This window comes from Bacillus subtilis subsp. subtilis str. 168 (assembly GCF_000009045.1).
Lineage (GTDB): Bacteria > Bacillota > Bacilli > Bacillales > Bacillaceae > Bacillus > Bacillus subtilis.
Genome location: NC_000964.3, coordinates 1,560,245 through 1,584,210, shown reverse-complemented (window position 1 = coordinate 1,584,210; position 23,966 = coordinate 1,560,245). Strand labels below are relative to the sequence as shown.

General features: G+C 43.4%; 29 protein-coding genes and 1 other RNA gene. 5 read left to right on the top strand and 25 right to left on the bottom strand.

Features of this window, described 5'->3' with window-relative positions; all coding sequences use genetic code 11:
- Positions 1-113: 113 nt before the first annotated feature.
- The 6 genes from pbpB to panE all read right to left on the bottom strand — a co-directional run bounded on the left by pbpB (position 114) and on the right by panE (position 6,802).
- The gene (gene pbpB / locus BSU_15160; RefSeq protein NP_389399.2) at positions 114-2,264 is read right to left on the bottom strand and encodes a penicillin-binding protein 2B; all 2,151 of its coding nucleotides are present in this window, start codon (positions 2,262-2,264) and stop codon (positions 114-116) included.
- On the bottom strand, positions 2,261-2,614 hold the full coding sequence (gene ftsL / locus BSU_15150; RefSeq protein ID NP_389398.1) for a cell-division protein: 354 nt from the start codon (positions 2,612-2,614) through the stop codon (positions 2,261-2,263). The genes pbpB and ftsL overlap by 4 nt, the downstream gene beginning before the upstream one ends.
- A gap of 39 nt (positions 2,615-2,653) precedes the next feature.
- On the bottom strand, positions 2,654-3,589 hold the full coding sequence (gene rsmH, locus BSU_15140) for a 16S rRNA m4C1402 methyltransferase (protein ID NP_389397.1): 936 nt from the start codon (positions 3,587-3,589) through the stop codon (positions 2,654-2,656).
- Between the two features lie 69 nt (positions 3,590-3,658).
- Positions 3,659-4,090: an inhibitor of RsmH and transcriptional regulator gene (gene mraZ, locus BSU_15130; protein ID NP_389396.1), complete on the bottom strand. Its 432-nt coding sequence runs from the start codon at positions 4,088-4,090 to the stop codon at positions 3,659-3,661.
- A gap of 125 nt (positions 4,091-4,215) precedes the next feature.
- Entirely contained in the window at positions 4,216-5,835 is a 1,620-nt protein-coding gene (gene bshC, locus BSU_15120; RefSeq protein ID NP_389395.2) for a malate glucosamine cysteine ligase, read from the bottom strand.
- A 70-nt stretch (positions 5,836-5,905) separates the two neighbouring features.
- Positions 5,906-6,802 (bottom strand): 2-dehydropantoate 2-reductase, encoded by an 897-nt coding sequence (gene panE / locus BSU_15110; RefSeq protein NP_389394.1) that lies wholly within the window; start codon positions 6,800-6,802, stop codon positions 5,906-5,908.
- A 159-nt stretch (positions 6,803-6,961) separates the two neighbouring features.
- On the opposite strand from panE, the gene ylbP reads away from it, so the two are divergent.
- On the top strand, positions 6,962-7,444 hold the full coding sequence (ylbP, locus tag BSU_15100) for a putative acetyltransferase (protein NP_389393.2): 483 nt from the start codon (positions 6,962-6,964) through the stop codon (positions 7,442-7,444).
- Positions 7,445-7,500: 56 nt separating this feature from the next.
- Here the strand turns inward: ylbP and gerR are convergent, their stop codons facing one another.
- From gerR to ylbN, 3 genes are all read right to left on the bottom strand, one after another.
- The gene (gene gerR, locus BSU_15090) at positions 7,501-8,082 is read right to left on the bottom strand and encodes a DNA-binding regulator (protein NP_389392.1); all 582 of its coding nucleotides are present in this window, start codon (positions 8,080-8,082) and stop codon (positions 7,501-7,503) included.
- 145 nt (positions 8,083-8,227) lie between these two features.
- Positions 8,228-8,407, bottom strand: a complete 180-nt coding sequence (gene rpmF, locus BSU_15080) for a ribosomal protein L32 (RefSeq protein NP_389391.1) — start codon at positions 8,405-8,407, stop codon at positions 8,228-8,230.
- A gap of 21 nt (positions 8,408-8,428) precedes the next feature.
- The gene (gene ylbN, locus BSU_15070) at positions 8,429-8,947 is read right to left on the bottom strand and encodes a hypothetical protein (protein NP_389390.1); all 519 of its coding nucleotides are present in this window, start codon (positions 8,945-8,947) and stop codon (positions 8,429-8,431) included.
- A 27-nt stretch (positions 8,948-8,974) separates the two neighbouring features.
- On the opposite strand from ylbN, the gene ylzH reads away from it, so the two are divergent.
- Both ylzH and ylbM read left to right on the top strand, forming a co-directional pair.
- Positions 8,975-9,160, top strand: coding sequence for a conserved protein,of unknown function (ylzH, locus tag BSU_15069; RefSeq protein ID YP_003097727.1), 186 nt, complete (start codon positions 8,975-8,977; stop codon positions 9,158-9,160).
- Positions 9,157-10,404 (top strand): putative component of the degradosome, encoded by a 1,248-nt coding sequence (gene ylbM, locus BSU_15060; protein NP_389389.1) that lies wholly within the window; start codon positions 9,157-9,159, stop codon positions 10,402-10,404. Before ylzH ends, ylbM begins: the two co-directional genes overlap by 4 nt.
- Positions 10,405-10,420: 16 nt before the next feature.
- Here the strand turns inward: ylbM and ylbL are convergent, their stop codons facing one another.
- Together ylbL and ylbK are read right to left on the bottom strand one after the other, a co-directional pair.
- Positions 10,421-11,446 (bottom strand): putative degradative enzyme, encoded by a 1,026-nt coding sequence (gene ylbL, locus BSU_15050; RefSeq protein ID NP_389388.2) that lies wholly within the window; start codon positions 11,444-11,446, stop codon positions 10,421-10,423.
- Position 11,447: 1 nt separating this feature from the next.
- The gene (gene ylbK / locus BSU_15040; protein NP_389387.1) at positions 11,448-12,230 is read right to left on the bottom strand and encodes a putative hydrolase; all 783 of its coding nucleotides are present in this window, start codon (positions 12,228-12,230) and stop codon (positions 11,448-11,450) included.
- 180 nt (positions 12,231-12,410) lie between these two features.
- Between ylbK and spoVV the strand changes: the two genes are divergently transcribed.
- Positions 12,411-13,637: a dipicolinic acid transporter (to the spore) gene (gene spoVV / locus BSU_15030; protein NP_389386.1), complete on the top strand. Its 1,227-nt coding sequence runs from the start codon at positions 12,411-12,413 to the stop codon at positions 13,635-13,637.
- 10 nt (positions 13,638-13,647) lie between these two features.
- Here spoVV and coaD read toward each other — a convergent pair whose 3' ends face one another.
- From coaD to ylbB, 9 genes are all read right to left on the bottom strand, one after another.
- The gene (coaD, locus tag BSU_15020; protein NP_389385.1) at positions 13,648-14,133 is read right to left on the bottom strand and encodes a phosphopantetheine adenylyltransferase; all 486 of its coding nucleotides are present in this window, start codon (positions 14,131-14,133) and stop codon (positions 13,648-13,650) included.
- Positions 14,134-14,137: 4 nt separating this feature from the next.
- A complete protein-coding gene (rsmD, locus tag BSU_15010; protein ID NP_389384.2) occupies positions 14,138-14,692 on the bottom strand; it encodes a 16S rRNA m2G966 methyltransferase in 555 nt (184 codons plus the stop codon).
- 199 nt (positions 14,693-14,891) lie between these two features.
- Positions 14,892-15,012, bottom strand: an RNA gene (gene csfG / locus BSU_misc_RNA_23) — sporulation-specific regulatory RNA.
- A 2-nt stretch (positions 15,013-15,014) separates the two neighbouring features.
- Complete coding sequence (gene ylbG, locus BSU_15000) at positions 15,015-15,287, bottom strand: hypothetical protein (RefSeq protein NP_389383.1); 273 nt, start codon at positions 15,285-15,287, stop codon at positions 15,015-15,017.
- Positions 15,288-15,341: 54 nt separating this feature from the next.
- On the bottom strand, positions 15,342-15,791 hold the full coding sequence (gene ricF / locus BSU_14990) for a subunit of a sporulation, competence and biofilm formation regulatory complex controlling RNase Y (RicAFT complex / FAD / two [4Fe-4S]2+) (protein ID NP_389382.1): 450 nt from the start codon (positions 15,789-15,791) through the stop codon (positions 15,342-15,344).
- A gap of 115 nt (positions 15,792-15,906) precedes the next feature.
- On the bottom strand, positions 15,907-16,146 hold the full coding sequence (gene ylbE, locus BSU_14980; RefSeq protein ID NP_389381.1) for a hypothetical protein: 240 nt from the start codon (positions 16,144-16,146) through the stop codon (positions 15,907-15,909).
- A gap of 15 nt (positions 16,147-16,161) precedes the next feature.
- A complete protein-coding gene (ylbD, locus tag BSU_14970; protein ID NP_389380.1) occupies positions 16,162-16,560 on the bottom strand; it encodes a sporulation-related protein (coat) in 399 nt (132 codons plus the stop codon).
- A gap of 231 nt (positions 16,561-16,791) precedes the next feature.
- A complete protein-coding gene (gene ylbC, locus BSU_14960) occupies positions 16,792-17,832 on the bottom strand; it encodes a hypothetical protein (RefSeq protein ID NP_389379.1) in 1,041 nt (346 codons plus the stop codon).
- An 83-nt stretch (positions 17,833-17,915) separates the two neighbouring features.
- A complete protein-coding gene (gene ylbB, locus BSU_14950) occupies positions 17,916-18,362 on the bottom strand; it encodes a putative enzyme (protein NP_389378.2) in 447 nt (148 codons plus the stop codon).
- A 139-nt stretch (positions 18,363-18,501) separates the two neighbouring features.
- Here ylbB and ylbA point away from each other — a divergent pair, with 139 nt between their 5' ends.
- Positions 18,502-18,864 carry a hypothetical protein gene (gene ylbA, locus BSU_14940; protein ID NP_389377.1) on the top strand — a complete coding sequence of 121 codons (363 nt, stop codon included), beginning with the start codon at positions 18,502-18,504 and terminating at the stop codon, positions 18,862-18,864.
- A gap of 31 nt (positions 18,865-18,895) precedes the next feature.
- Here the strand turns inward: ylbA and ctaG are convergent, their stop codons facing one another.
- From ctaG to ctaC, 5 genes are read right to left on the bottom strand one after another with little or no spacing between them, the layout of a single operon-like run.
- Positions 18,896-19,789, bottom strand: coding sequence for a cytochrome aa(3) assembly factor (gene ctaG / locus BSU_14930; protein ID NP_389376.1), 894 nt, complete (start codon positions 19,787-19,789; stop codon positions 18,896-18,898).
- A gap of 26 nt (positions 19,790-19,815) precedes the next feature.
- Positions 19,816-20,148 carry a cytochrome caa3 oxidase (subunit IV) gene (gene ctaF / locus BSU_14920; protein ID NP_389375.1) on the bottom strand — a complete coding sequence of 111 codons (333 nt, stop codon included), beginning with the start codon at positions 20,146-20,148 and terminating at the stop codon, positions 19,816-19,818.
- 2 nt (positions 20,149-20,150) lie between these two features.
- On the bottom strand, positions 20,151-20,774 hold the full coding sequence (gene ctaE / locus BSU_14910) for a cytochrome caa3 oxidase (subunit III) (RefSeq protein NP_389374.1): 624 nt from the start codon (positions 20,772-20,774) through the stop codon (positions 20,151-20,153).
- On the bottom strand, positions 20,774-22,642 hold the full coding sequence (gene ctaD / locus BSU_14900; protein ID NP_389373.2) for a cytochrome caa3 oxidase (subunit I): 1,869 nt from the start codon (positions 22,640-22,642) through the stop codon (positions 20,774-20,776). Before ctaD ends, ctaE begins: the two co-directional genes overlap by 1 nt.
- Before the next feature lie 32 nt (positions 22,643-22,674).
- Positions 22,675-23,745, bottom strand: coding sequence for a cytochrome caa3 oxidase (subunit II) (ctaC, locus tag BSU_14890; protein NP_389372.1), 1,071 nt, complete (start codon positions 23,743-23,745; stop codon positions 22,675-22,677).
- Positions 23,746-23,966: the final 221 nt, after the last annotated feature.

Here is a 23,966-nt window from a genome sequence, read left to right as displayed (position 1 = left end):
ACCGTTCACTCCTTATTTAGGCTTGTTTCATTTTATGCCTGAATTTGGACAGGTAGAACGATGCTCCTCTGAAGGCATAAAAAAAGAAAGCCTGCATAACGACGGCTTTCTTTTTAATCAGGATTTTTAAACTTAACCTTGATTACGGTTTTGTCTTTGATTTCTTTGTCTTTCTTAACACTTTGGCTGACAGCGTAGCCTTGTCCGCTTACTTCAATATGAATTCCCGCGAGCTCGCCGTACTGCAGAACCTCTCTTCTCGACCAGCCTGTCATATCAGGCATTTTGATTTTGCCGCCCGTTTTCAGGAAGACCTTTTGATTGGTGAGAACTTCCTCATCCGCTTTCGGATACTGTTCTTTTACAGCGACATCACTGCCGATGACAATTGGTGTGAGATTCTCCTCTTTTGCTTTCTTTTGAGCAGCAGCTACCGTTTGATCTGTTAAATCAGGCATTGTCTGCGCTTTTGTTTCTTCCTTATCTGAGTCAGATTTTTCAGTTGGTTCGATGTTTAGGTAGTGCAGGCTATTTTTCATTGTTGGATTGAAGATTTCTGATACTGGATCTGAACTGCTTTGTCCTGCTTTTAGTTGCGGCTGCTGTACAGCAACATAAATTAAAAGCTCAGGATCATCTTTTGGCGCCATACCCATAAACGAAAAGATATAGTTATCTGTGCCGTCTAAATATCCGCCTTTACCGGCTATTTGCGCAGTACCTGTTTTCCCGGCAACATCAAAACCTTCGATTTTATAAGCTTGCCCTGTTCCGATCTTCGATGTAACGACTTCTCCTAATATATCCCGCACCTTTTTCGCAGTACTTGCAGAAATTGGAGTTCCGGCTGATTCCGGCTTATTTTGATAAATAGTTTTATCTTTATCAGGGTCAACGATATGGTCAATGACATAAGGTTTCATCATTTTACCGTCATTTGCAATTGCCGTTGCGGCCTGAATCTGCTGAATTGGTGTGACCGCAGACGCTTGGCCATATGCAGTTGACGCCTTATCAAATTCATATTTAAAGTTGATTTTGCTGGAGACTTCTCCTGGCAAATCAATACCTGTTTTCTGGTAAAAATTGAATTTGTGCAAATATTGATTGAGGCGGTCATATCCCAGCTTTTCTTTCGCCAGTTTCGCAAAAGCGACATTCGACGACCTTAGGACGCCGTCATGATATGTTGTCGGACCCCAGCCTACACCGTTATTGTGATCCTTAACAGGTGCTCCGCCAACTTCAAATGTCCCTGATTTATATTTTTCGTTCGCATTAAACACGTTTTCCTGCATCGCAGCAGCGAGTGTAAAGATCTTCATCGTGGACCCGGGTTCATACGCATATGAAATCAAATCATTATAGTAGTTTGTCACATCGCGCTTGTTCGGATCAAAGCTTGGGCGCTGTCCCATGGCAAGGACTTTGCCCGTTTTCGGATCAACGACTGCGGCCATGATTTTTTTCGGATTATACTTTTGCGCCACTTTTGTCATGCTGTCTTCCAAAAAGGTTTGAATTTTCTGGTCAATGGTTAAATATACATTGTCACCATTTTTTGGCGCTGTAATTTTATTTTTGCTGTTCGGGAGCTCCCAGCCGGATTTGTCGCTTTCATATGTCACATATCCGTCCCGCTCCTTCAAATACTTATCCAGCACTTTTTCTAATCCCATCGCGCCGGAAATTTCATTTGTTTCTTCATCAACCTCGGCATAGCCGATTAGATTAGATGCAAATACTCCGTTTGGATAGTAGCGTTTTGTATCCCGTAAAAATGAAATGCCCGGGAGTTTCATTTTTTCGATTTTTTGCTTTTGTGAATACGTAATATCCCGGCCAGCTGAGCCAAACTCGACTTGTTTTGCATCTTTATTTAAGATATCAAGGATGTCGGCCTTGTCCAAGTTTATCACTTTAGACAATGCTTCCGCCGTTTTTTCTTTGTTTACAACATGCTGAGGATGCTTGACATCAGTGGTCATTTTTTTATCGAGAATCGCAATCAGTTTATACGTCGCTGTGTCCTCTGCAATGACTTTTCCTTTTCGGTCTAAAATCGAGCCGCGGCTCGCTTCGATGGTCCGTTTCTTTTCATGCTGCTCTGTCGCTTTTGTCGCAAGCACTTCGCCGTTCGCTTTTCCGGTTATTTGAATATATGCCATTCTCCCCAGGATGACAAAGAAAAAGAGAGCGAAACAAATACTTAGAATCGCTGCTCCTCTATTCATAAATTTATTCTTTTTTGGCATTTGAATCATTCCTGTATGTTTTTCACTTTTTTATCTTTTAAATTCAAGCCGTTCTTTTTCGCAATGTCCATAATGCGCTGCGGTTTGCTTAAATCAGCAACGCTTTTTTCGAGGTCACCAATTTGCTTATTTTCGGATGAAATTTGCTCCTCAAGCTTTTGCACCTCAATATTGGTTTGATATGCCGCATACGCCTTCGATACGATCAAAAGCGATACGCTGAGCACCGCCGCAGCAAAGAGGACAAGAAGCACTTTTTCTCCGAGAGTAATGGAAGCCCTTTTCTTGACAATCACTTTTTTCTCAGGACTGATCGCATGCCGCTGCTGTTTCTCTGGTTGGTAAGCTAAATTGCTCATAGGCTGATGACCTCCTTTTAATTTTGCGTTCGCGTTTCGTTATTTTCTTTTTTCAGCAATCCGAAGCTTGGCAGAACGAGCCCGGTTGTTCTCTTCAAGCTCTTCTTGAGATGCCGTAATCGGTTTTCGTGTGATGAGCTTCAGCTCCGGTTCAAACTCTTCCGGTATAACAGGAAGTCCCGGAGGAAGTTCCGGAAGCGACGACTTTTCTTTAAAAGTGGTTTTGCAAATTCTGTCTTCTAGCGAGTGGAAGGTAATGACCGATACCCTGCCCCCTGGCTTCAGAACCTCAATTGCCTGCTCCAAAGCTTCTTCAAACACCCTAAGTTCATCGTTTACGGCAATTCTGATTGCCTGAAACACGCGTTTAGCGGGATGTCCCCCGCTCCTTCTCGCTGGAGCGGGAATCGCGTCTTTTATTAGATCGACCAGTTGGCCCGTAGTTTGAATAGGAGACTTCATTCTTGCCTCCTCAATTTTTCTGGCGATCTGTTTACTGAACTTCTCTTCTCCGTATTTAAAGAAAATACGGACGAGATCCTCATAGCGCCACTCATTAACGACTTCTTTCGCCGAAAGCGTAGCCGACTGGTCCATCCTCATGTCCAACGGTGCGTCATGATGGTAACTGAATCCGCGCTCCGGTGTATCCAGCTGCGGAGAGGACACCCCTAAATCAAATAAAATGCCGTCTACTTCTGTAACGCCTTGTTCATTCAAATATTCTTTTAAATACCTGAAATTGCTTTTAATCAGAATGAGCTGTCCTTTATAATCGGACAACACTTCTTTAGCATGCTGTAATGCCGTATCATCTTGGTCAAAAGCGATTAAACGCCCCTTCTCGGATAACTGCTGCAATAAGTATGTACTATGCCCAGCTCCGCCGAGTGTGCAGTCTACATATGTACCGTCTGGTTTAATATTAAGTCCGTCTACGGTTTCACGAAGAAGTACTGTCTTGTGTTGAAACATATTGTGTTGGTCCCACCTTTTATCAGGATGAATTGAAATTGTTTTTAGAGTGTTATACACGAAGAATCATTATATATCAAACCCAATCATGTTTTCAGCAATTTCAGCAAATGAATCTTCTTGCTCTTCTGTGTATTGTTCCCAAATTACTTTACTCCACAATTCAATTCGATTAGAAACCCCGATAACAACACATTCTTTTTCCAGTTTGGCGTAATTCAATAGAGATGATGCGATATTTACCCTGCCTTGCTTATCCAGTTCGCATTCAGTCGCCCCTGAAAAGAAGAAACGGGTAAACGCGCGGGCATCTTTCTTTGTGAGAGGAAGAGCTTTTAGTTTTTCTTCAATTTGTTTCCATTCGTGCATAGGGTAGCCGAAGAGACATTGGTCAAGTCCTCTAGTCAGCACAAATTGCTCACCTAGGCCTTCTCTGAATTTAGCGGGTACGATCATGCGGCCTTTCGCATCGATGGTATGCTGATATTCACCCATAAACATGATCTCTTGCCCCACTTTCTCTCCTTAACTCACCACTATTCACCACTTCGCTCCACAACTTCATTTTACACTGTTTACCCATAAAAAAAAACCCTGAACTAGTCAGGGTTCTTTAAAACTTTATTTCAAAGTTTGACAACTTGATGTTGATTTTGAAAAGAAAATGGCAGATTCTTGAATGTCGTGAAGAATTTTGGACCGTACCTGTTCAAATAATACATGATATTCCAAATCCGTTCTTGCGGCGCAAGAAGCGGCTTAATGCTATTTTGAATTCTTTCATAATCCTTCAAGACGTAGCCTTCTTTTTCTTCAATTCGCTTCATCACCGTGCGCTCTAAGAATTGAAGCTGATCCTGAATAAAAGCGGCATTTTTCAGAAGTAAAGGTTCCAAGCTTTGATCAACCTTTAACGCCTCCTGCCGGACCGTTTTGTGAATCGCTTCAATTTGGCTTTTCGCCTGATCCATCACCGCCGTAAACTCTTCCGGAATCTGGCGCTCGAAGTATGTCTCTCTTTGATTCTCCGTTCCGCGCTCAATCGCGTCTTGTAATGAGATATTCCGTTCAGCCAGTTTTTTCTCAATATGCCGCTCAAGTATCGTAATGTTCAGCCTTGGCATGACAGGAGGCATTTTGAAGCCCATCACCGCAAATGCCTGTTTGAGCTCGCCCCAATAATTGATTTCCCCAGGCCCTGCAATAAATGCTAAAGTCGGAATGAGAAATTCCTGCATTAACGGTCTCGTTACAACATTGTTGCTGAAACGCTCTGGATGTTCTTCCATATGTGTATGAAGTTCATCCCTCGTCCATCCTAGATCAAGCTCTTTGATGACAAATCGGCCGTTATCTTTTTCAATTAAAAAACGCTCATCTTCGTATTCATAAAACAGATTCGCCTGCTCTTTTCCGGACTCGATAATCGGTTTGTAGCCTGCTTGACGCATGAAGGCCTGCTGATCTGATACAGCCCGGGCGAGTTCATCATTTTCTCGAAGAATCTTTTGGAACATGGCCGTTTCCAGCTTTTTAATCCCCGGATCCCCAGAATTTAATAAAACTAAGCCCTCTTCTTGGAACAAATCCGCGATCAGCAGTTCAAAGAAGTCAGTAAACGTAACAGATTCCCTTAAACATCGTTTCACATTGTCGAGAAGTGTATTCGTATGGTCTGTTTCTTCAAAAGCGGCAAAAACATCATCTATCCACGCGGCACACTTTTCCTGATCAAGCGATGTACTCGCTGCTGATGATTTCTTCCAATAAGACTGAGGCAGCTTTTTTTTCACAGGCCCATTCTCTTCAGATGTGTGAACAAAATTAATCTCATCCAAATCGTGGTCTTCTCCAGCCACCCAGAAGATTGGTATGACAGGCACTTGCAGTTCCTTTTCTTGTTGCTTTGCTAAAACAATGATTGAAATGATTTTATGTATGGTGTAAAGCGGTCCTGTTAAAAGTCCTGCCTGCTGTCCGCCGACTACAGCGGCACTTGACGGGTCCTTCAGCTTCTCAATAGCAGACTGCATCGCACTTGAACCGAATTTATTATGGTAAGAGGTTAAGTACGCCGCCAATTCCTCTCTTGCGAAAAACCGGGAAGATAAGTCTTCCAGTCTTTCGCGCCACATGTCCTTATGATGAATACTGTAATCAAAAAAAGAAGACATTTCTTCTTTGCCATCTATATAGTGCTGTACAAACACATTCTGATTTTTGATGGAAAGTTCAGTTAGCTGCATCTTCTAGAACTTCCTTTCTCCAATAAATAGTTAGTGATCCGAAATGAGTATAGCATGTTACCGAAAAAGCTCAAAAGACTTTGTTTGTATTTCGCTCCAATGCTTTGATGCTGCCATATAAAAACTCTAGGTGGACGGCATCAAGACCTTGAAGACTTGCTTCCTTCAATAAGTATCCGATAATGGCGTCAGCTTCCGTCTGCCGGCCTCCAATGACGTCAACCAGCATTGATGAACGATTCTCTTTCGTTTGCCCACAAACGGCCTGAACCCGCTCCCAAGCCTTTTCTTCATTTTCAAGTTTTAAAATGCGGCATGCCTCCTGAAATACCAGCTTCATAAAAGCCAGATAAGCTGGCGTTGTCAGCAGTTCTCCATTTTTCACTTGCAATAACGCAGTTAAAGGATTAATACACGCATTTACAATCAGCTTGCCCGTCAGCAGACGGTACCAATCCGTCTCATAATAAATCGGAAAATCCGAATGGTTATGCTGAAACAAGATGTTCAGCCGGTCTGGTTCAGCATCGTCGAACGCGCTCCATTTTATCGCACCTAGGCCTGTATGATCAACAGCTGTATCCGATTTTCTTACAGCTCCGTGCTCAACGATTCCAACATAAATGGAATGGCCAACGTGCCAGTCTTTTAGGTCGTGGATATGCCCCATGCCGTTTTGCAAAAATAATATATTCGTCTTCCCGATTCGTTCAAGCGACGAAAAAACAGATTGAAGCTGATGCTGCTTCACTGTCACGACAAGCAGGTCAAAGTCCGAATTGATACTCGTGTCCGCACTGCAATCAGCCCTGAATTCCTCCCCGCCTTTATAAAGCCGGATTCCTTCAGACTGAATGGCCGCAGCCTGTTCTTGCCGCCTCGTCACAACAGTCACGTCGTGATAAAGTGACAAATAATAGGCGCATAAAAGACCAACGGAGCCTCCGCCGATAATTCCAATTTTCATGATGTCACACCCAATTTAGCATTTACGTATTATCATAGCAGAAGTAAGAAGAAATTACTTCTCAAAGATCCCATGTGCTTAAAATTAAAGTTTAAATATTTGGATTTTTTAAATAAAGCGTTTACAATATATGTAGAAACAACAAAGGGGGAGATTTGTTTGACAAAGGTAGAACGTCTGCTTATCAACTATAAAACGCTGGAAGAATTCAAGAAATTCAAAGAATACGGCATTCAGGAGCTTTCAATGCTTGAAGAACTTCAGGATAATATTATTGAAAATGACAGCACCTCGCCTTTTTACGGGATTTATTTTGGCGATAAACTTGTAGCACGAATGAGTCTGTATCAAGTTAACGGCAAATCGAATCCCTATTTTGACAACCGCCAGGATTATTTGGAGCTGTGGAAGCTTGAGGTTCTTCCGGGCTACCAGAACAGGGGATACGGGAGAGCCTTGGTTGAATTTGCAAAATCATTCAAAATGCCGATCCGGACAAATCCGAGAATGAAATCAGCGGAATTTTGGAACAAAATGAACTTTAAAACTGTTAAGTATGATATGGCGCGGGACAAAGGGGAAAACCCGCTCATCTGGCATCCTGATATGGATCGCGAAATGACACCGGGAGAGTCTGCATAGAAATCAAAACAACCGGCCTATTCTTACTATAGGGCCGGTTCATTTCAGGCGTTTCTTTACGTTTCTTGAGCCGCTTTTTTCATTCTTCCGTCTTCCTTCGAAACAACCATTTTTCTGGCCCGATCCATGATATCGATCAGTGCCTTGTAATCCTCTTCTGTCATCTCTAGCTGATTCCGCAATGTCTGATTTTCACTCCGCAAATCCTCAAGCTCTTTTTGCAGCGATTGGATTTGCTCCTTCAATTTTTCCCTTTCAAGCTGAAATTCTTGTGCAGACGGTGTTTCTTTGAATTGTTCGAGAAATTGAATGACATCCTGAATGGACAAATCTCGTTTTCCTTCTGACGATGCCGAGGCAGTCTGCTTCATGGAATTCGGCATATTGACCGAATGAACGCCGATTTGCTTTCTCAGTTCTTTCCTTTGCTTTTTTGCAAGCTCTATACCTGACTGGTATTGTTTTCTCACATACGAGTTCCACCTGAAACCACAGGCTGCCGCGGTTCTGGTCAGCGCCCTTCCAACCTCCTCAAAGGCTGAAAGCTGTGTTCCTCCCTCTCGAATATGACGAAGCACCACTTCTGCCAGCAGCAAATCCTCATCCTGAGTCCAAGCATCTTGTCTTGTAATGGTCAAATTCAATCTCCCTCCATGTCAGCTTATTTATCTCATACATATGCCGGTAATAGATTAGATAGACTATTTGCACTCACAAATTTTCCGCAAGCTGACAGGAAGAGAAAAAGAAAAAGCGCAGGGCTTTCACCCTGCGCTTTTCTCATTAGTTACTTTTTACATTTATGTCTTTGCCGTTGTATGATCCGCATGCTTTGCATACACGGTGAGACAACTTCATCTCTCCGCATGACGGACATTCTGTCATACCAGGTACATTAAGTTTGAAATGTGTACGGCGCAATCTTTTCTTCATTTTAGAAGTTCTTCTAAAAGGTACAGCCATTATTCCCACCTCCTTAAAGAGTTAAGATTCATCATCTTGTTTTAAGAGCTTTTCAAGGGCTGCAAGTCTCGGATCAACTTGATTCTTCTTGTCTTCTTCCGAAATGACTTGCCAATCCTTTCCTTCTTGAGGAGCAGCTCCTTTTTCTTGTTCAGATTCACAAAAGATTTGCATAGGGATTTCTAAAAGAATTTCTTCTTTCACGATCGGAGTTATGTCGATAGTATCGTCCTCAACAATGTGAACGTCATCATCTTCTATATCATCCGTGTGATGAAATATAAACAGTTCTTTTGTTGAAATTTCAAATGGATACGGAACATCAACGAGTGTTCTTGAGCATGGCAAAAGCATTTCGCCTGAAATTGTAAAATCAAACGAAACCTGTTTGGATTTGATATCCGCTCTGCCCTTCACCCGAACGGGAGAAATGCGGCGAATGTCAGAATTCAGCTTTGTCAGCTCATTTAACTCAACTGTTTCATCAAACTCAAAACTTTGTTTTGGCATTTGATGCAGCTGATAAATCGTCCATTTCATTTGTATCACCTCAGGAAAGCAACAAACATGATTATAGCTTTTAAGATTGTTTTTGTCAATATTTTTTCTTTACAGCATAATGCTGCCATTGAAGTATCGTTGACAGCGGAATATGCTATGCATACACTTAAAACAAAAATAAGGCGTAAGAGTTTTCATTTGCAAATGTACCATACGTTTTTAAACATAGCAAGAAAGGCGGAAAAAATATGAAAGCTGTCGGATTGGTGGTTGAATATAATCCCTTTCATAACGGTCACCTTTATCATGCCCAAACAGCAAAGCTGCAAACCGGATGTGACACGGCTGTCGCGGTCATGAGCGGACATTTTTTACAGCGCGGGGAACCCGCTGTTGTATCAAAATGGGCCCGAACAAAAATGGCGCTGCAAAGCGGAGTTGATCTTGTCATTGAGCTGCCTTATCTTTATGCCGTGCAAAAAGCAGACATTTTTGCACGCGGCAGTGTTTCCATCCTGAACGAACTTGAATGTGAGGCGCTGTTTTTCGGGAGTGAAAATGGGGATATCAAGCCTTTTTTAGAAACAGCACAGCTTATTGATGAGCATAAACATATATTGAATGACCGAATTAAAGAAGAACTTAAAAAGGGGGCCAGTTACCCAGCAGCGGCGGCTATCGCCTTCAGCTCCATTTTGCATACTGAAAGTGCACTTGACTTGTCAAAACCAAATAACATTTTGGGATACCAGTATGTGACCTCGATTCTAACCGGGGGATATCCTATGAAACCTTATACTACGGCACGAATCTCTTCGGACTATCATGATGCCGATCTCCCTGAAGGCGAAAACCATATAGCAAGTGCCACAAGCATTAGAAAAGCGATGATTGGCCAGAATCTCGAAGCCTGCCTTCGTTTTCTCCCTGCTGCATCTGCACGTGAATTAGCAGCTTACCGCAAATCTTTCGGATTGTGGCATACACCTGAAAGCTACTTTTCTTACTTAAAATACAGCCTTTCAACTGTAACGGCACGGGAATTACAGCAAGTATACGAGGTGGAGGAAGGTTTAGAGCACAGAATTATTCGTTCGATCAGAAAATCCAGCTCCTATCAGGAATTTATGGAACTGCTGAAAACAAAACGCTATACGTGGACAAGGCTCCAGCGGATGAATACACACATTTTAACCAGAACAAAAAAACAGGATATGCAAAAGCTGCTTGACAACGATAAGGCGCCGTATATCAGGCTTCTCGGCATGACGAAAAAAGGACAGGCTTATTTATCCGAAAAGAAAAAAGCACTGTCTGTTCCGCTTGTCAGCAAACTGTCCTCTTTCTCCCATCCAGCTCTCGATCTGGACGTAAAAGCAAGCAGGATTTACAGCCTGCCGATAGAAGAGCCGCTGAGAACTGAGTTTGACCTACAGGAATACGGACATGCACCGATTCGATATGACGAAGATGAACAACACTTTTTAAATGTATAGAAAAAGCACCTGAGAATCAGGTGCTTTTCGCTTTCAGCTTATTCAAATAATCAATCGCATCCTGCATGGTATCAACAGGCACAATCTTCATATTTGAATCAATATCTTTTGCTGTTTTTACTGCGTTCTTATAATCGGAATTGCTGGCGCCGTTTTGATTTGGCGCGAAGAAAATGTCTTTTCCGGCTTTGTCTGCGGCGACGACTTTTTGATCAATGCCGCCGATCGGGCCTACTTTTCCGTCAACATCAATCGTACCTGTTCCCGCAATATCGTAGCCTTTTGTTTCGTCTGGTTTTGTCAGCTGATTATAGATTTCAAGGGACATCATTAACCCTGCTGACGGGCCGCCAATATTTTCGATTTCAAAATCAATATCAGGCTCTACCTTCACGTTTCTGTCTGTATAAAGCGAAACTCCGATTCCTGCCCGATCCGGCTCATCAGGAAATTGTTTTAACGTAAGGGTGACACGCTTTTCTTTTTCTTCTCTTTCGATCTTTAACGTGACTTTATCTCCCGCTTTTTTGCTGCTGATATAATCAATCAGCTTTTCAGCAGACTGATAGTTTTTGCCGTCTGCGCTGATGATTTTATCACCGACTTCTATTTTCCCTTTTGCCGGCATGTTTTCTACAACTGAGCTTGCGTATATGCCGTTAAAGGAATAGCTGACTTTTTTTCCTGCCTTTTGATAGGCGGCTATAACCGCATTTTCTTGCGAGCTTTTCATCATTTGGAGCTGTCTTTTCATATACTCCTTATCTGATTCGCCTTCCTCCTTAATGCTCTCATCAGGAACAATTTCATAATAAGGGTGCATCTTTGCCCACACATATGTAAATGGATTAGCCGGTCCCACTTTAACAGTCATTAAGGACAGACTTCCTTTTTCCGGGTAGCCTCCCTCCACTTTTATCAATGAAGCAAGCTCTGTCGCTTCTCCCGGTTTTGTAATATAGTATGGAAGTTTTATAAATGATAAAACGGCGATCAGTATGAGGATGACGAGCATCCAGCTAAAATGTTTTTTACGTAGCAAATTATGAGCCCTCCCAATTCTCTATTTCTTTTCTTATCTTGCTGATCATTCGGTTTGTCGCCTCTTCGCCTGCCGATATCATTTCTTCAATATTGGCAAACGAGCTTGAGCTGTATGTTTCAAGGGAAGGGCGAATCATGATATCTGCGGCAATTGTTTGATGCCGCACTAATTCATTTTGCAGTATATCCATACTTTGCATAATCACATCAAAAATATGCACTGCTGTTTCAGTTTTTCGAACCCTGGAAACATCCGAAGCGATGATAATATCAGCTCCCATGTCTTTCACAACAGAAACCGGAATTCGATCGACGACCGCGCCGTCTACAAGAAGGCGTCCGTCCAGCCGCTGCGGAATAAAGATACCCGGGATGCTGATGCTGGCCCTCACTGCATCTGACACTGATCCTTTTCGGAACACAATCTTTTCTCCCGTCTGTAGATCACACGCAACAATGCCCAGCGGGATTTGGAGCTCTTCAATCGGTTTTCCGAATGTATAAGCATGCACAAGCTGTCTGACGCGGTCACCTTTTAAAAAACCGAGTTTCGGCACCGTATAATCAGCATAAAGCCTTCGTTTAAAGGCTTTGGCTACTTTTTTCATCGTTGCCACGTCATGTCCGGCGGCGTAAAAACTGCCCACCAAAGCGCCCATGCTGCTTCCTGCAATCATATCCACTTCAATTTGGTGCTTATGTAAACTGGAAAGCACACCGAGATGAGCAAGCCCTCTGGCCCCTCCCGATCCTAACGCTAACCCGATTTTAGGTTTGGCCAAAGCGTTAACCTCCTGCCTGAATTCCCTGTATACCGAATTCTATGGTCTAAACTGAACCCCTATGCTCGTATATTAGTACAAAGAATCAAGAGGACAGGTACTGCTTGGCCGTTTTACATCATACATTATTTTATCATGATATACATGTCATTGGGCATTTTTAGCATCGGGGAGGTAAGAATGAACTTGTCGAAGATTAATACACTTTTGATTGCCTCGTTTTTTCTTTTTTTAACAGCGACTGTCATCTCACATCCACAGGCCTCATTCGAAGCCTCTAAAACCGGGCTGTCTATGTGGTGGGAGGTTGTGTTTCCGTCATTGCTGCCATTTTTTATTCTGTCCGAACTCTTAATCGGCTTTGGCATTGTGCGGTTTGTCGGTGTTTTGCTTGAGCCTTTTATGCGGCCGATCTTTCGCGTGCCGGGTGTCGGCGGCTTCGTTCTTGCTATGGGAATGGCATCAGGAAACCCAGCGGGCGCAAAACTCACTGCCCGTCTGCGGCAGGAAAATCAGATTTCAAGAGTAGAGGCAGAACGGCTCGCGTCGTTTACCAATTCTTCAAACCCGCTCTTTATTTTCGGCGCTGTTGCCGTCGGTTTCTTTCAAAACGCATCACTAGGCATTTTATTAGCTTCTGCACACTATTTGGGGAATCTTGCCGTCGGTTTAACAATGCGCTCCTATGGCCGCAAGGAAGAGCAGCATCTCAGAAGAAAGAAAACGATACCTTTCCCTTCAGTCAAAGATGCTTTACACGCTCTTCATACCGCCAGACTTGCAGAAAAACGGCCCTTAGGTAAAATTTTAGGCGACGCCGTGACGTCTTCTGTTCAAACGCTTCTTATGGTAGGCGGCTTTATTATTTTATTTTCTGTCTTCAATCGGCTGTTGTCAGTGGTCCAGCTGACTGATGTTTTGTCTGTTTTCACAAAAGGAGCACTGACTTTGTTTCAGCTTCCGACTCAATTGGACATTCCGCTTTTATCAGGGATGTTTGAAATTACATTAGGCAGCAAGCTTGTCAGCGAGACAGATGTTTCTCTTCTGCAAAAAGCCATTATCGTCAGCTTTATTCTTGGGTTTAGCGGCTTTTCCGTACAAGCTCAGGTGGCAGGTATTTTATCGGAAACCGACATTAGATTTAAACCATTCTTTATCGCACGTTTGCTGCAGGGCGTTTATGCCGCTGTCTTCGTCATGCTTTTATGGAAACCTCTTTACACAGCATGGCATGATCCGTATCAGTATGTATTTAAATCTCTTAACAGCAGTGACATGTCAACTGCCTTTATAAACGGCTGGAATCTGCTTGTGCAGATCGGACCTGCTGTCACACTATGCGCGCTGTTTACGTACATTATCATTTTTTCTTACAGACTGACAAACGGAACAAAAAAAGGATGAGTCAAAACCCTCATCCTTGTCTGAATTTTTGCTGAAGCGCCAACTCTACTTCCGGCGGTACAAACTCTGATACCGAGCCGTTGTATCTTGCCACTTCTTTTACGATGCTTGAACTTAGAAACGAATATTGATTGTTTGTCATCATAAAAAACGTCTCAATAGATTCATCAAGCACCCGGTTTACTGATGTCCCCTGCATCTCGTATTCAAAATCAGATACAGCTCTCAAGCCTCTTAAAATCGCTTTCGCATTTTTTCTTTTTGCATAATCAATTAACAGGCCTTGCGATGTTTCAACTGTTATGTTCGGAATGTCTTTTGTGACTTCTCTCAGAAGCTCACACCGTTCTTCCACACTGAACAAAGGCTTTTTTGAAGAATTATTCAGCACACATACATACACTTGTTCAAAAATATGCGCCCCGCGTTTGATGATGTCCAGATGCCCGTAGGTCACAGGATCAAAACTGCCGGGACAGACAGCTATACTCGCCACCTCACTACCCCCTCTTTTTATAAATCGCTACACCTGTTAACCCATAGGTTTCTTTTCTTGTCATCACAAGATCTCCTACGGTTTCGGGAAGCTCGACCTCTCTGTCATGCTCAGCGACGATAAAGCCGTCTTCTTCCAGCATTTGATATTCGTCAATCAAAGTTAAAAGTGCTTTCAGCTTTTGTTCCTTATACGGCGGATCGAGAAAAATTCCGCGAAAGCCGGTTTCTCTTTTAGCAGCAGCGTGCAAAGCACGTTCCGCATCATTGCGGTATACCTGTGCATGTTTTGTAAGCTCCAGCGTTTTCAAATTAGATTTTACCGTTTGAATCGCTTTAAAATCACGGTCAACGAATATACAATGCTCAAACCCGCGTGAAAGCGCTTCGATTCCAAGACCTCCGCTCCCTGCGAATAAGTCAAGTCCCCTGCCCCCGTCAAAATAAGGGCCGATCATATTGAAAATGGATTCCTTCACTTTGTCGGTTGTCGGTCTTGTTGATGTTCCGGCTACAGCCTTTAGTGAACGGCCTTTTTTTGATCCAGAAATTACTCTCATGTTCCACACCACTTTTTCTAAAAGCTATTTTGTTTCTTTATTCGGCCGGACGCCGCTATGTACATAGAAAAAAATCAATCCTATCTTAACATAAAGCATTCTTCCAAACAATGAACGCTAATCTTGATAAACAGGTGTATAGGCAGCATGATCCTTGTCCATACTATAAGCAACAGCATCTAGAGGATGTTGTTGCCAACCGCGGAGAAGACTTACGTTTCCCCATAAGTTCTTCCTCCGGTTTCTCCTCTCCCTTTGCCTTCTCCTTAACATATTAAGGAATAGAAGGACCCCGCAGATGCCTGCGGGGATTTTTTTATAGCTATATGCCGATTTTATAATCGTATTCTTTTGCCTTATCAAGCTTTGACTCGAATTCCAATTTTAAAAACGGTTTATAAGAAGGCTCCACTTTTTTCACAAATGAGTAAGACGCAATCTTGTCCATTGTTTTTTCAATTTGGTCCATATCACAGTACAGTACGACATATTTTAATCGTTTTGATACATAGTGCACATTCCCGAACTTCCTCAGCATTTTGCTCTGCTTTAGGGAGTGCAGATACACAACCATGCCCTGGCGCCTATTCTCCAATACAATCACCTGCCTGTTTTCTCTTATATGTAAAAGACGAGACGGCCAGTCTCGTCAGGACACTTTACATCCGCAGCTTCCGCCTGAACCGCAGCCGCCTCCGCATGAAGACAAACCGTCAAAATAAGGGTTCCCAGTCGGAACTTTCACATGCTCCGAAACAGCTGTCCCAATCTCAACGCTGACCTCATCAAGAATGGACTGGAGCTCATTTTCAGCTCTCTTGAAGTCAGCCACCTTATCGTTCAGGTCCAGCTCACGTTTGATCTCCCTCATTTTCCGGGATATTTCTCTATAGTCAGGATGATATTTGCCAAAACGCTGTACATCCTCATACTGCTCTTTTATTTTGATAAAAGAACGAATAATCCGACCTGCCTCTTCATCTTCCTGGAGACGCTTGTAACAATTGCGGTAGTTCTCAGCCGTCTCCGACTGCAGAATCATCTCGGCAAGCTGCTGAGCTTCACTTTGAAGCCGCACGGATTCCATCGTCGCATACATAACATGCACCTCCAGTTGTTAGTTTACCATGAAACCAGCCAATTGGAAAATGCTTAACCGCAGCCGCCAACAAAACCTTATGACCGCATGAAAAAAGACCCTTCTTCGGGGCCTTTTAATCTTTTGTCCGCATCGCTTGAAACATTTGCATCATCATTTGCGCCATTTGAATCCCGTTCGTAAACTGATTCACCCGATGCGGAATGGTTTTTTCATAAAAATTCATCATTTCAAGCTGAAAGGAGGACAGATCATCCGGTTTTCTTGAAAGCCTGCGGTACCATATCGGCTGTTCTCTGATGAATCGTTTCCGTTCTTCGTTTGCTAAAATATATTCCTGAACCTCTTTGCGCATATGAGCTCCCCTTTTTTAATCCTTTCGAAAAGAAAAAGGATGCTGTCCAGAGCCTGGCTGAGAATGCTTCTGTCCGCTTCCGGAAAATGTATTAAGAAGGCTTTGCAACGATGAGATCGACTGGCTCATTTTATTGATTTGTTCGTTCATTTGATTGACATCCATCTTTTTCACCGCTGTCACCATTTTCGAGACAAAATCATTTTTTTGCGGTGTTTCAGGCACAGCTTCAGAAGCTTCTTCCGGTTCCCGATATGGATCCCAAATCGGGTCGCTCTCCCCGAAGAGGACCCAATTTTCATATACGTCCTGCCAGCTTCTTTGTTCTTTGCGCACTTCTTTTATCAGCTTGGGATGCTTTTTGACGAATTGTTTAAAGTCATTGATTGAATGATTGGCATGTTGATTCGCCACAATCCTCACCCCCTCCGAAAATCGTTACCTACTACAATGTATCGTTTTGTCGGGCATTGTGTTCGCCTATATTCATTCCCAAATGAATTTTTAGCGATATCCCTATACACTGGTGAAAAAGCCTGACTGAAGGGATGGGAAACGGCCTTATCTGTAAGCTATCAGCACATTCATTCAGACCAGCTTGTATGGAAATAGAAAAAGCCGGGAACCATTCGTCCGCGGCTTTCATTACCATCGCTTAATAAAGTTTTGGGTGTAATATTTCCGGTCTACTCCGACACCAAGATGCGTATAATCTGAATTCAGAAGCGCTTTTCGATGGCCTTCGCTATTCAGCCAGCCTTCTACAGCAGCCGGACCGTCCACATAATTGTATGCGATATTTTCTCCCGCTTGCTGAAAATCAACATGCCCTTCTTCTAAGCGGTCTTTCAGCGAGCCGTATTTTTTAGAGACATGGGAGAAATAATTATTTTCCTTCATATCCTCACTATGCCCAAATGCCACTTCCGCCGTTGGCTGATCCCACTCAAGCTTCGCAAGTCCATGTTTAACGCGTATGACATTCGTCAAATCAAGGATTTGCTTTTCGCTCGTTGTTTGGATCTTTTTCCATTTCTCATCTGAAACGGCTTTCGGTTTAATTAATTCCCCGCGGTACACTACCTCATAAGGTCTTTGCTTTACAAAGGTCTGCGCATCAAACGCCCTGATGCTGGATAGCTTCCCCTCAAATTTGTCCATATACAGCTGGACATACATCTTTCCTACCTTTACAGTCGGTCTTGTATTGATATCTTCTTCAGAAAATTCAAACCGATAGGAATTTCCTTTATACTCTACATTCACAAATGGTGCCACCTGGGTGGTCTTGAATACTTCGCCAGTTGATTCTCCAATTTTGAAAGGCTTGGCGTTAATATCATTACCCGACGCGAATAATGTGACCACTTTATTGTTTAATACCCCGATTTGGATATATTGATCCTTACCTTGATTGTATACCCACCAATCGTAATCATAAGCCGAAGGGTCAATACGTTCAGGTTCCCCAAGCTTTTTCGTTACTTCATCGGCGTGCTTGCCCATGAAGGACAATAACCCTGAAGTCGGCATATGTATTCGTTTGCCGCTTTGCGCTTCCTCATTCGACACCTGAGGCTCGCTGTCATTTGATTTCTTTTCAGGAACAGATCCATATTGAATAAACAGAACATAGGTTCCGCAGATAATCAAAAGGATAACCATTGCTCTCAATATATTTTTCAATCTATCACCCCCGTGGCGATTCACAATCTCTTGTTTACATCCCATTACAATACAGCCTATTTAACATGTCAAAGATTTATGTGTTAATGAAAAAAGCCTTCTTCTCTATTATCCCCTTCGGAAATATCCGATAAGGCGCTGCCGGCACGTTCATTCGTTTGCTCAGATAAAGAAAGATCACCAAGCGTGACAATTCCAGTCAGTTTTTTATTTTTTGTAACTGGTATCCTTCTGAGCTGATGCGATGCCATCAAATGAAGAACCTCATCGACTGAAGCATCTTCCTCCACACTGACAGGTTTTTCAGTCATCGCGTCAGTGATTTTTTGCGAGTTCGGTTTTTTGATGGCGATTCCTCTTAATACGAGATCGCGGTCGGTTACGATGCCGACCAATGTTTCCCCGTCCTCATCAACTACCGGTATCGCTCCTACATTTGCGTCCTTCATCTTTACTGCAGCTTCATATACATTATCTAATACCGTGCAATATTGCAAGTCGGCTGTCATCAGATCTTTTATTTTTGTCATCCGTTTAACCTCCTTTAGTCTAGTGCTATTGTCGTCAAAATTTAATTTTTGCATACTTTCAAAAGAAGAAGATTCATTGAAAGTTTAACGCTTTCATACTATGATTGTCAGGAAAGGTAATTTTTATAAGGAGGGGTCAGTGTTGAAGTTTACTGAAAGCGGACTTGAAGGGGTTAAGGCTGAGCTCAGCTGGCTAGACGACTTAATGGAAAGCAAAGGTCTTATCAGAGCGGGTCAATGGGATTACGAGAGAGTCACCTATGACAAGAAGTTTTCGACGATTGAGGGTACGTTTTACCTGCGGATACAAGGTATTGCGGCAGAAGGCGATGTCGGAAGCGGGCGCGCCGTGATTCAATTAATGTCCCCTCTCCTAGGAAAGCATTACTACCCTCATGGAGTAGAATATGGAGAAACGGAAGAGTTTCCCGTACAGGTTGTGACAAAAAGCAAGGCACTGATTCAGGACATAGCCAACATGTTAAAAACAGTTCAAATGTAACGAAAAGGTACAGCATATTTCGCTGTACCTTTTATGATATCGTCTGCTGAATATACGGCGGCTCCTCCTGCCCGTCCTTTTCCCTTTCTTTCTTCACCCATTGGAAAAAAATAACGGCCAAAAAAGTACCGTACACAATTTCCTGAATGATTTTCATCATGACTGCTCCGAGCTGCTGATCCTCTAACAAAGGCAGTGTATTCAACATCTCTGGCCCTGTTAATGGGACCTGCCCCATCATATCCGCTGGCACGCAAAGCCTCATTGCCTCAGCCCATAAAGCCGGATCTGTATAGGTGGCGTATAACGGTGCACCGCTGAACATGATCAAGGCGCAAGCAGGTGTGAGCAGCATACCGTCCGCCATAATATAACCCAGCTTCATCAAGCCGCTGAGCTGCCGTAGACGCTCAACCTTATGAACAAGCGGCCACCACATGAAGAACGCAAGCACAAAGATAAGCCAAGTGATTAATGTATGGTAAAACGGATCTGTTTTGACAGTATCAAATATAAGCGGTACATGATATAAAGAAAAAATGCCGTTAAACAAAAGCAAAGCAATTAAAGGCGTCGTAAAAAAGGAAAAAACCGGTTTGATTGAAGGCCTGAAAATGATTTTTTCCCAGAGCCATGCAGGAATCCCCGCGATTAACAGCGGCGGGACAACCAAATACAGGACGGCCATCTGCACCATATGCGCACTGAACATAATATGTCCGAGCAGATCAACCGGGCTTCCCTCGGCTGCATATAAAAACAGCATCGCCGACAGAAAGCACACCATCTCTTTACCAGTTATTCGATTCGGCTTTGAAGACATTCGCCTGTAAAAATAGAGATAAAGCGCCGTAATGCCTAACAGGATACAAAAAAGATAAGGGCTCCACATCGCGCGAAACCCAAATATCTCCAACTGATTCATTTCTTCACCTCCGGCGGCTGTTCAAATTACCACCATATAATTGTCACAAACGCAAGCACAGTGATAAACGCGACAAACACCCCTGAATACAAAAACAGTGCCGGCGCCTCATGCCCTTTCTGATTCATATGCATGAAATAATACAGCTGAAAAATGACTTGAATTGCAGCTAGCAAAATAATGAAAGGAATCGTAAACCAGCTGCCGACACCGTCCGTGGCCACAGTCAGAAATGCAACAATCGTAAGACCGATCATTAAACCAAAAGACAGGACTTGATATTTCATCTCCCGGGCATGCTTTTTTTTCTTAAATTCAAGGTCGCTATTGATATGCCCTCTGCTTTTTTTATCGACCATGTTTATCCCACCATCCCCATTAAATATACAACGGTAAAGATGAAGACCCACACGACATCAATAAAGTGCCAATAAAGGCTGGCAACGTAAAACTTAGGCGCCGTATACAGATTCAGCCCTCTCTTGGCATTGCGGATCATAAGCGTGCTGATCCACATAAGCCCAAATGCCACGTGGGCGCCGTGTGTACCGACAAGCGTGTAAAACGCAGAACCAAGGGCAGAGCTTGTGATGGTAAAGCCAAATTCATGGGTGTAATGCTTGAACTCATAGATTTCCAGTCCTAAAAAGCCCGCCCCCAATAAAATCGTAATTCCCAGCCAAAGCTGCATCTTGCCGAAGGAAAAGTTCTTCATGTGGTACATCGCGTACACACTCGTTAAACTGCTCGTTAATAGAAGCATTGTGGCAATGAATACAAGTGTCACATCGAACATTTCCGTCGTAGGCGGATCACCGGCATTTGAATTCCGAAGCGCAAGAAACGTGGCGAAGAGAGACGCAAACAGAACAGTCTCTCCGCCAAGAAAAAGCCAAAAGCCTAAAAATTTATTTTTCCCTTCCAGGGTTACTTTTTCAGGAGAAGCTGGAAAGGTTTCTGCGGTGAATTTTTCTTGAACTTGCATTATGCCTTCACCCCTTTATCATCGTTCGGCAGTTCCTCTTTATGAATATGATAGCCGTGATCATCAATTACTGAACGAAGCAGCATCGTAATAAATGTGATGCCGAGCCCGATAAAGATCACCGGCAGGCCCCAAGCGTAATCACTTCTGTACAGCAGCCCGAACGCTGCGACAAAAAGGCCGAAGGAAATGATGAGCGGCAGGATTGAGCCGTTTGGCATATGAATATCATCAACCGGTTCCGCCGGCGTCATTGATTTGTGCCCTGCCTGCTTCTCGATCCAAAGCGGATCAAGTCCTCTGACAAAAGGAAGCTGTTTAAAGTTATACTCCGGCGGCGGTGAAGAAACGGTCCATTCCAGCGTACGTCCGTCATGCCATGGATCAGCACCTACATATTCACCTTTTACCGATGTCCATATGACATTGACCAGCAGAAGAATAACAGCTGCCGCCATAAAAAACGCCCCGATTGTACTGATCAAGTTGCCGGTTTCCAGACCCTGTCCTGGCAAAAACGTATAAACCCGGCGCGGCATCCCCATTAAGCCGACAAAATGCTGAATGAAAAACGTGAGGTGAAAGCCGATAAAAAACAATACAAATGAAATTTTCCCCATCGTTTCATGCAGAATTTTACCGAACATTTTCGGCCACCAGAAATGAACACCGGCTAAAAGGCCGAATACAACGCCGCCAATAATGACGTAGTGGAAGTGCGCAACCACAAAATACGTATCATGAAACTGATAATCAGCCGCAGCAGCTGCCAGCATGACTCCCGTCACACCGCCGAGCACAAAGGATGGAATAAATGAGACAGCATACAGCATAGCGGTTGTATACTTCACATTTCCTCCCCAAATCGTCAACAGCCAGTTAAAAATCTTAATCCCGGTCGGAATCGCGATAGCCATTGTTGCAACCGCAAAAATCGCATTTGCAATCGGGCCGAGACCAGTCGTGAACATGTGGTGCACCCAAACCATAAAGCCCAGAAAGCCAATGAGCACGATTGCAAAAACCATTGAAGAATAGCCAAACAAACGCTTTCTGGCGAACACAGGGATGACCTCAGAAAAAATACCGAATGCAGGCAAAATTAGGATATAAACCTCCGGGTGGCCGAAGATCCAAAATAAATGTTCCCAAATGACCGTATTTCCGCCAAGCTCCGGATTAAAGAAATTGGTTCCGAACAGCCGATCCAGCATCATGAGAGCCAATCCAACCGTAAGCGGCGGAAACGCGAACAAAATCAATGCCGAGGCCACAAATGTCGTCCATGTAAACAAAGGCAGCCTCATATACGTCATGCCCGGAGCCCTCATGTTGATAATCGTGGCCAAAAAGTTAATCCCGGCTATCAGCGTCCCGAGCCCCGATATTTGGAGTCCGAGGACGAAAAAGTCTATGCCGTGCCCTTTAGAATGAAGCGAAAGTGAGGCATATGATGTCCAGCCCGCATCTGGCGCTCCGCCCAAAAACCAGCTTAGATTTAAGAAAATGCCCCCGAAAAAGAAGAGCCAAAAACCAAGCGCGTTTAAAAATGGAAACGAAACGTCCCGAGCCCCGATCTGCAAAGGCACAACCGCATTCATCAAGGCAAATAAGAGCGGCATCGCAGCCAGAAAGATCATCGTCGTTCCGTGCATAGTCATTACTTCATTGTACGCTTGAGCACTGAGAAACGCATTTTCCGGCTTTGCAAGCTGAATTCTGATAAACATCGCTTCAATTCCCCCGACAAGAAAGAAGAATCCCCCTGCCACTAAATAAAGAATTGCGATTTTTTTATGGTCCACCGTCGTCAAATAATCCCAAAGCATAGATCCGCGCGTCCGCTTTTCTGTAAGCGCATTCAACATATGTGACCTCCCCCAATATCTCCCTTTCTTCCCTACTTGCTTTCCGCTTTTAAGCCTTTTAAGTATTCATAAAGCGCATTTGTTTCGCTGTCTGAGAGCTTTGGATATGTGCCTGTCATTTTGTTCCCCGGCTTTATGCTGTCAGGGTCCTTCAGCCAAGCCTTCACATTTTCTTTGTTGGCCTCTTTCACCCCTGCCACTTTTGTCCTTTCACCGAAGGTCGCCAAGTTAGGTGCCGTTCTAGCGGCTTCTGCACGCTTATCATTCGGCTCTACCGCATGGCAGCTCAGGCAGTTTTTCTCTTTAAACAGTTCTTCACCCTGCTTAGCCAAATCGCTCTCTGCTGTAGACTTATAGTTCTTCATTTCTTTTGTCCAGCCCTGAAATTCTTTTGCAGACATCGTCTTCACCTTAAAATCCATCAGCGCATGTGAAGGGCCGCAAAGCTCTGCACACTTCCCAAAAAACATATCTCCTGCCTCTTTGCTTCGTTTTGAATCAAATGTCAGGAAGAACTTATTTTCATTATCCGTATTCGTATCAAGTTTTCCTCCAACTGAAGGAATCCAGAAGGAATGTTTTACATCAGAGGCTTTTAAATTAAAATATACACGCTGATCTGTCGGTACAATCAGCTCCTGGCTTGTGATAATGCCGTAATCAGGGTACTCAAACTCCCACCAGTATAAATTTGCCCTAACATTGACTACAAGAGCATCCTCAGCTTTGCGGCCTTTTTTATCCATTGGTGATGTGTCCGCTAGCTCCAGCGTATATAATACAACAGGAATCACAAGAATAATGAGCAGCAAAATCGGGATCACGGTCCATGTGATTTCTAAAAATTTATTCCCCTCTACCTGTTTCGGTATCGTGTTCTCACCGACCCGTGATCTTCTGAATCTCACAATCACATAAAAGAAGATAACAGATACTACTGCAACAACAACCACCATAATCAATGTGCTGAGCACTGTCAGGTCATACTGTTTATCAGCCACCTCGCCAGCAGGCTTGAGCGTGGATAAAAAAGGTTTTCCACATCCGCTTAATAGAAGCGGCACTAAGGCTAATAATAAAATAAGACGCCAATGCTTTACCATTTCACCCAACCCCTTTTCTGGTCAATACAAAGGCGGAAAGCGGATCGAAATCTATCGCCATCCAACCTATCACCAATAAAGCACTTACATTTCCTCTTCTCTTAAATTATGAGTTTTTTTACTCAAAATGCCATCTATGTATAAAAGTAAAGCCGCCTGATTAAACAAGAGGTCAAGGCGGCATTTACTAGTTGTCATCGTTTATTTTGAAGCGATAAAAC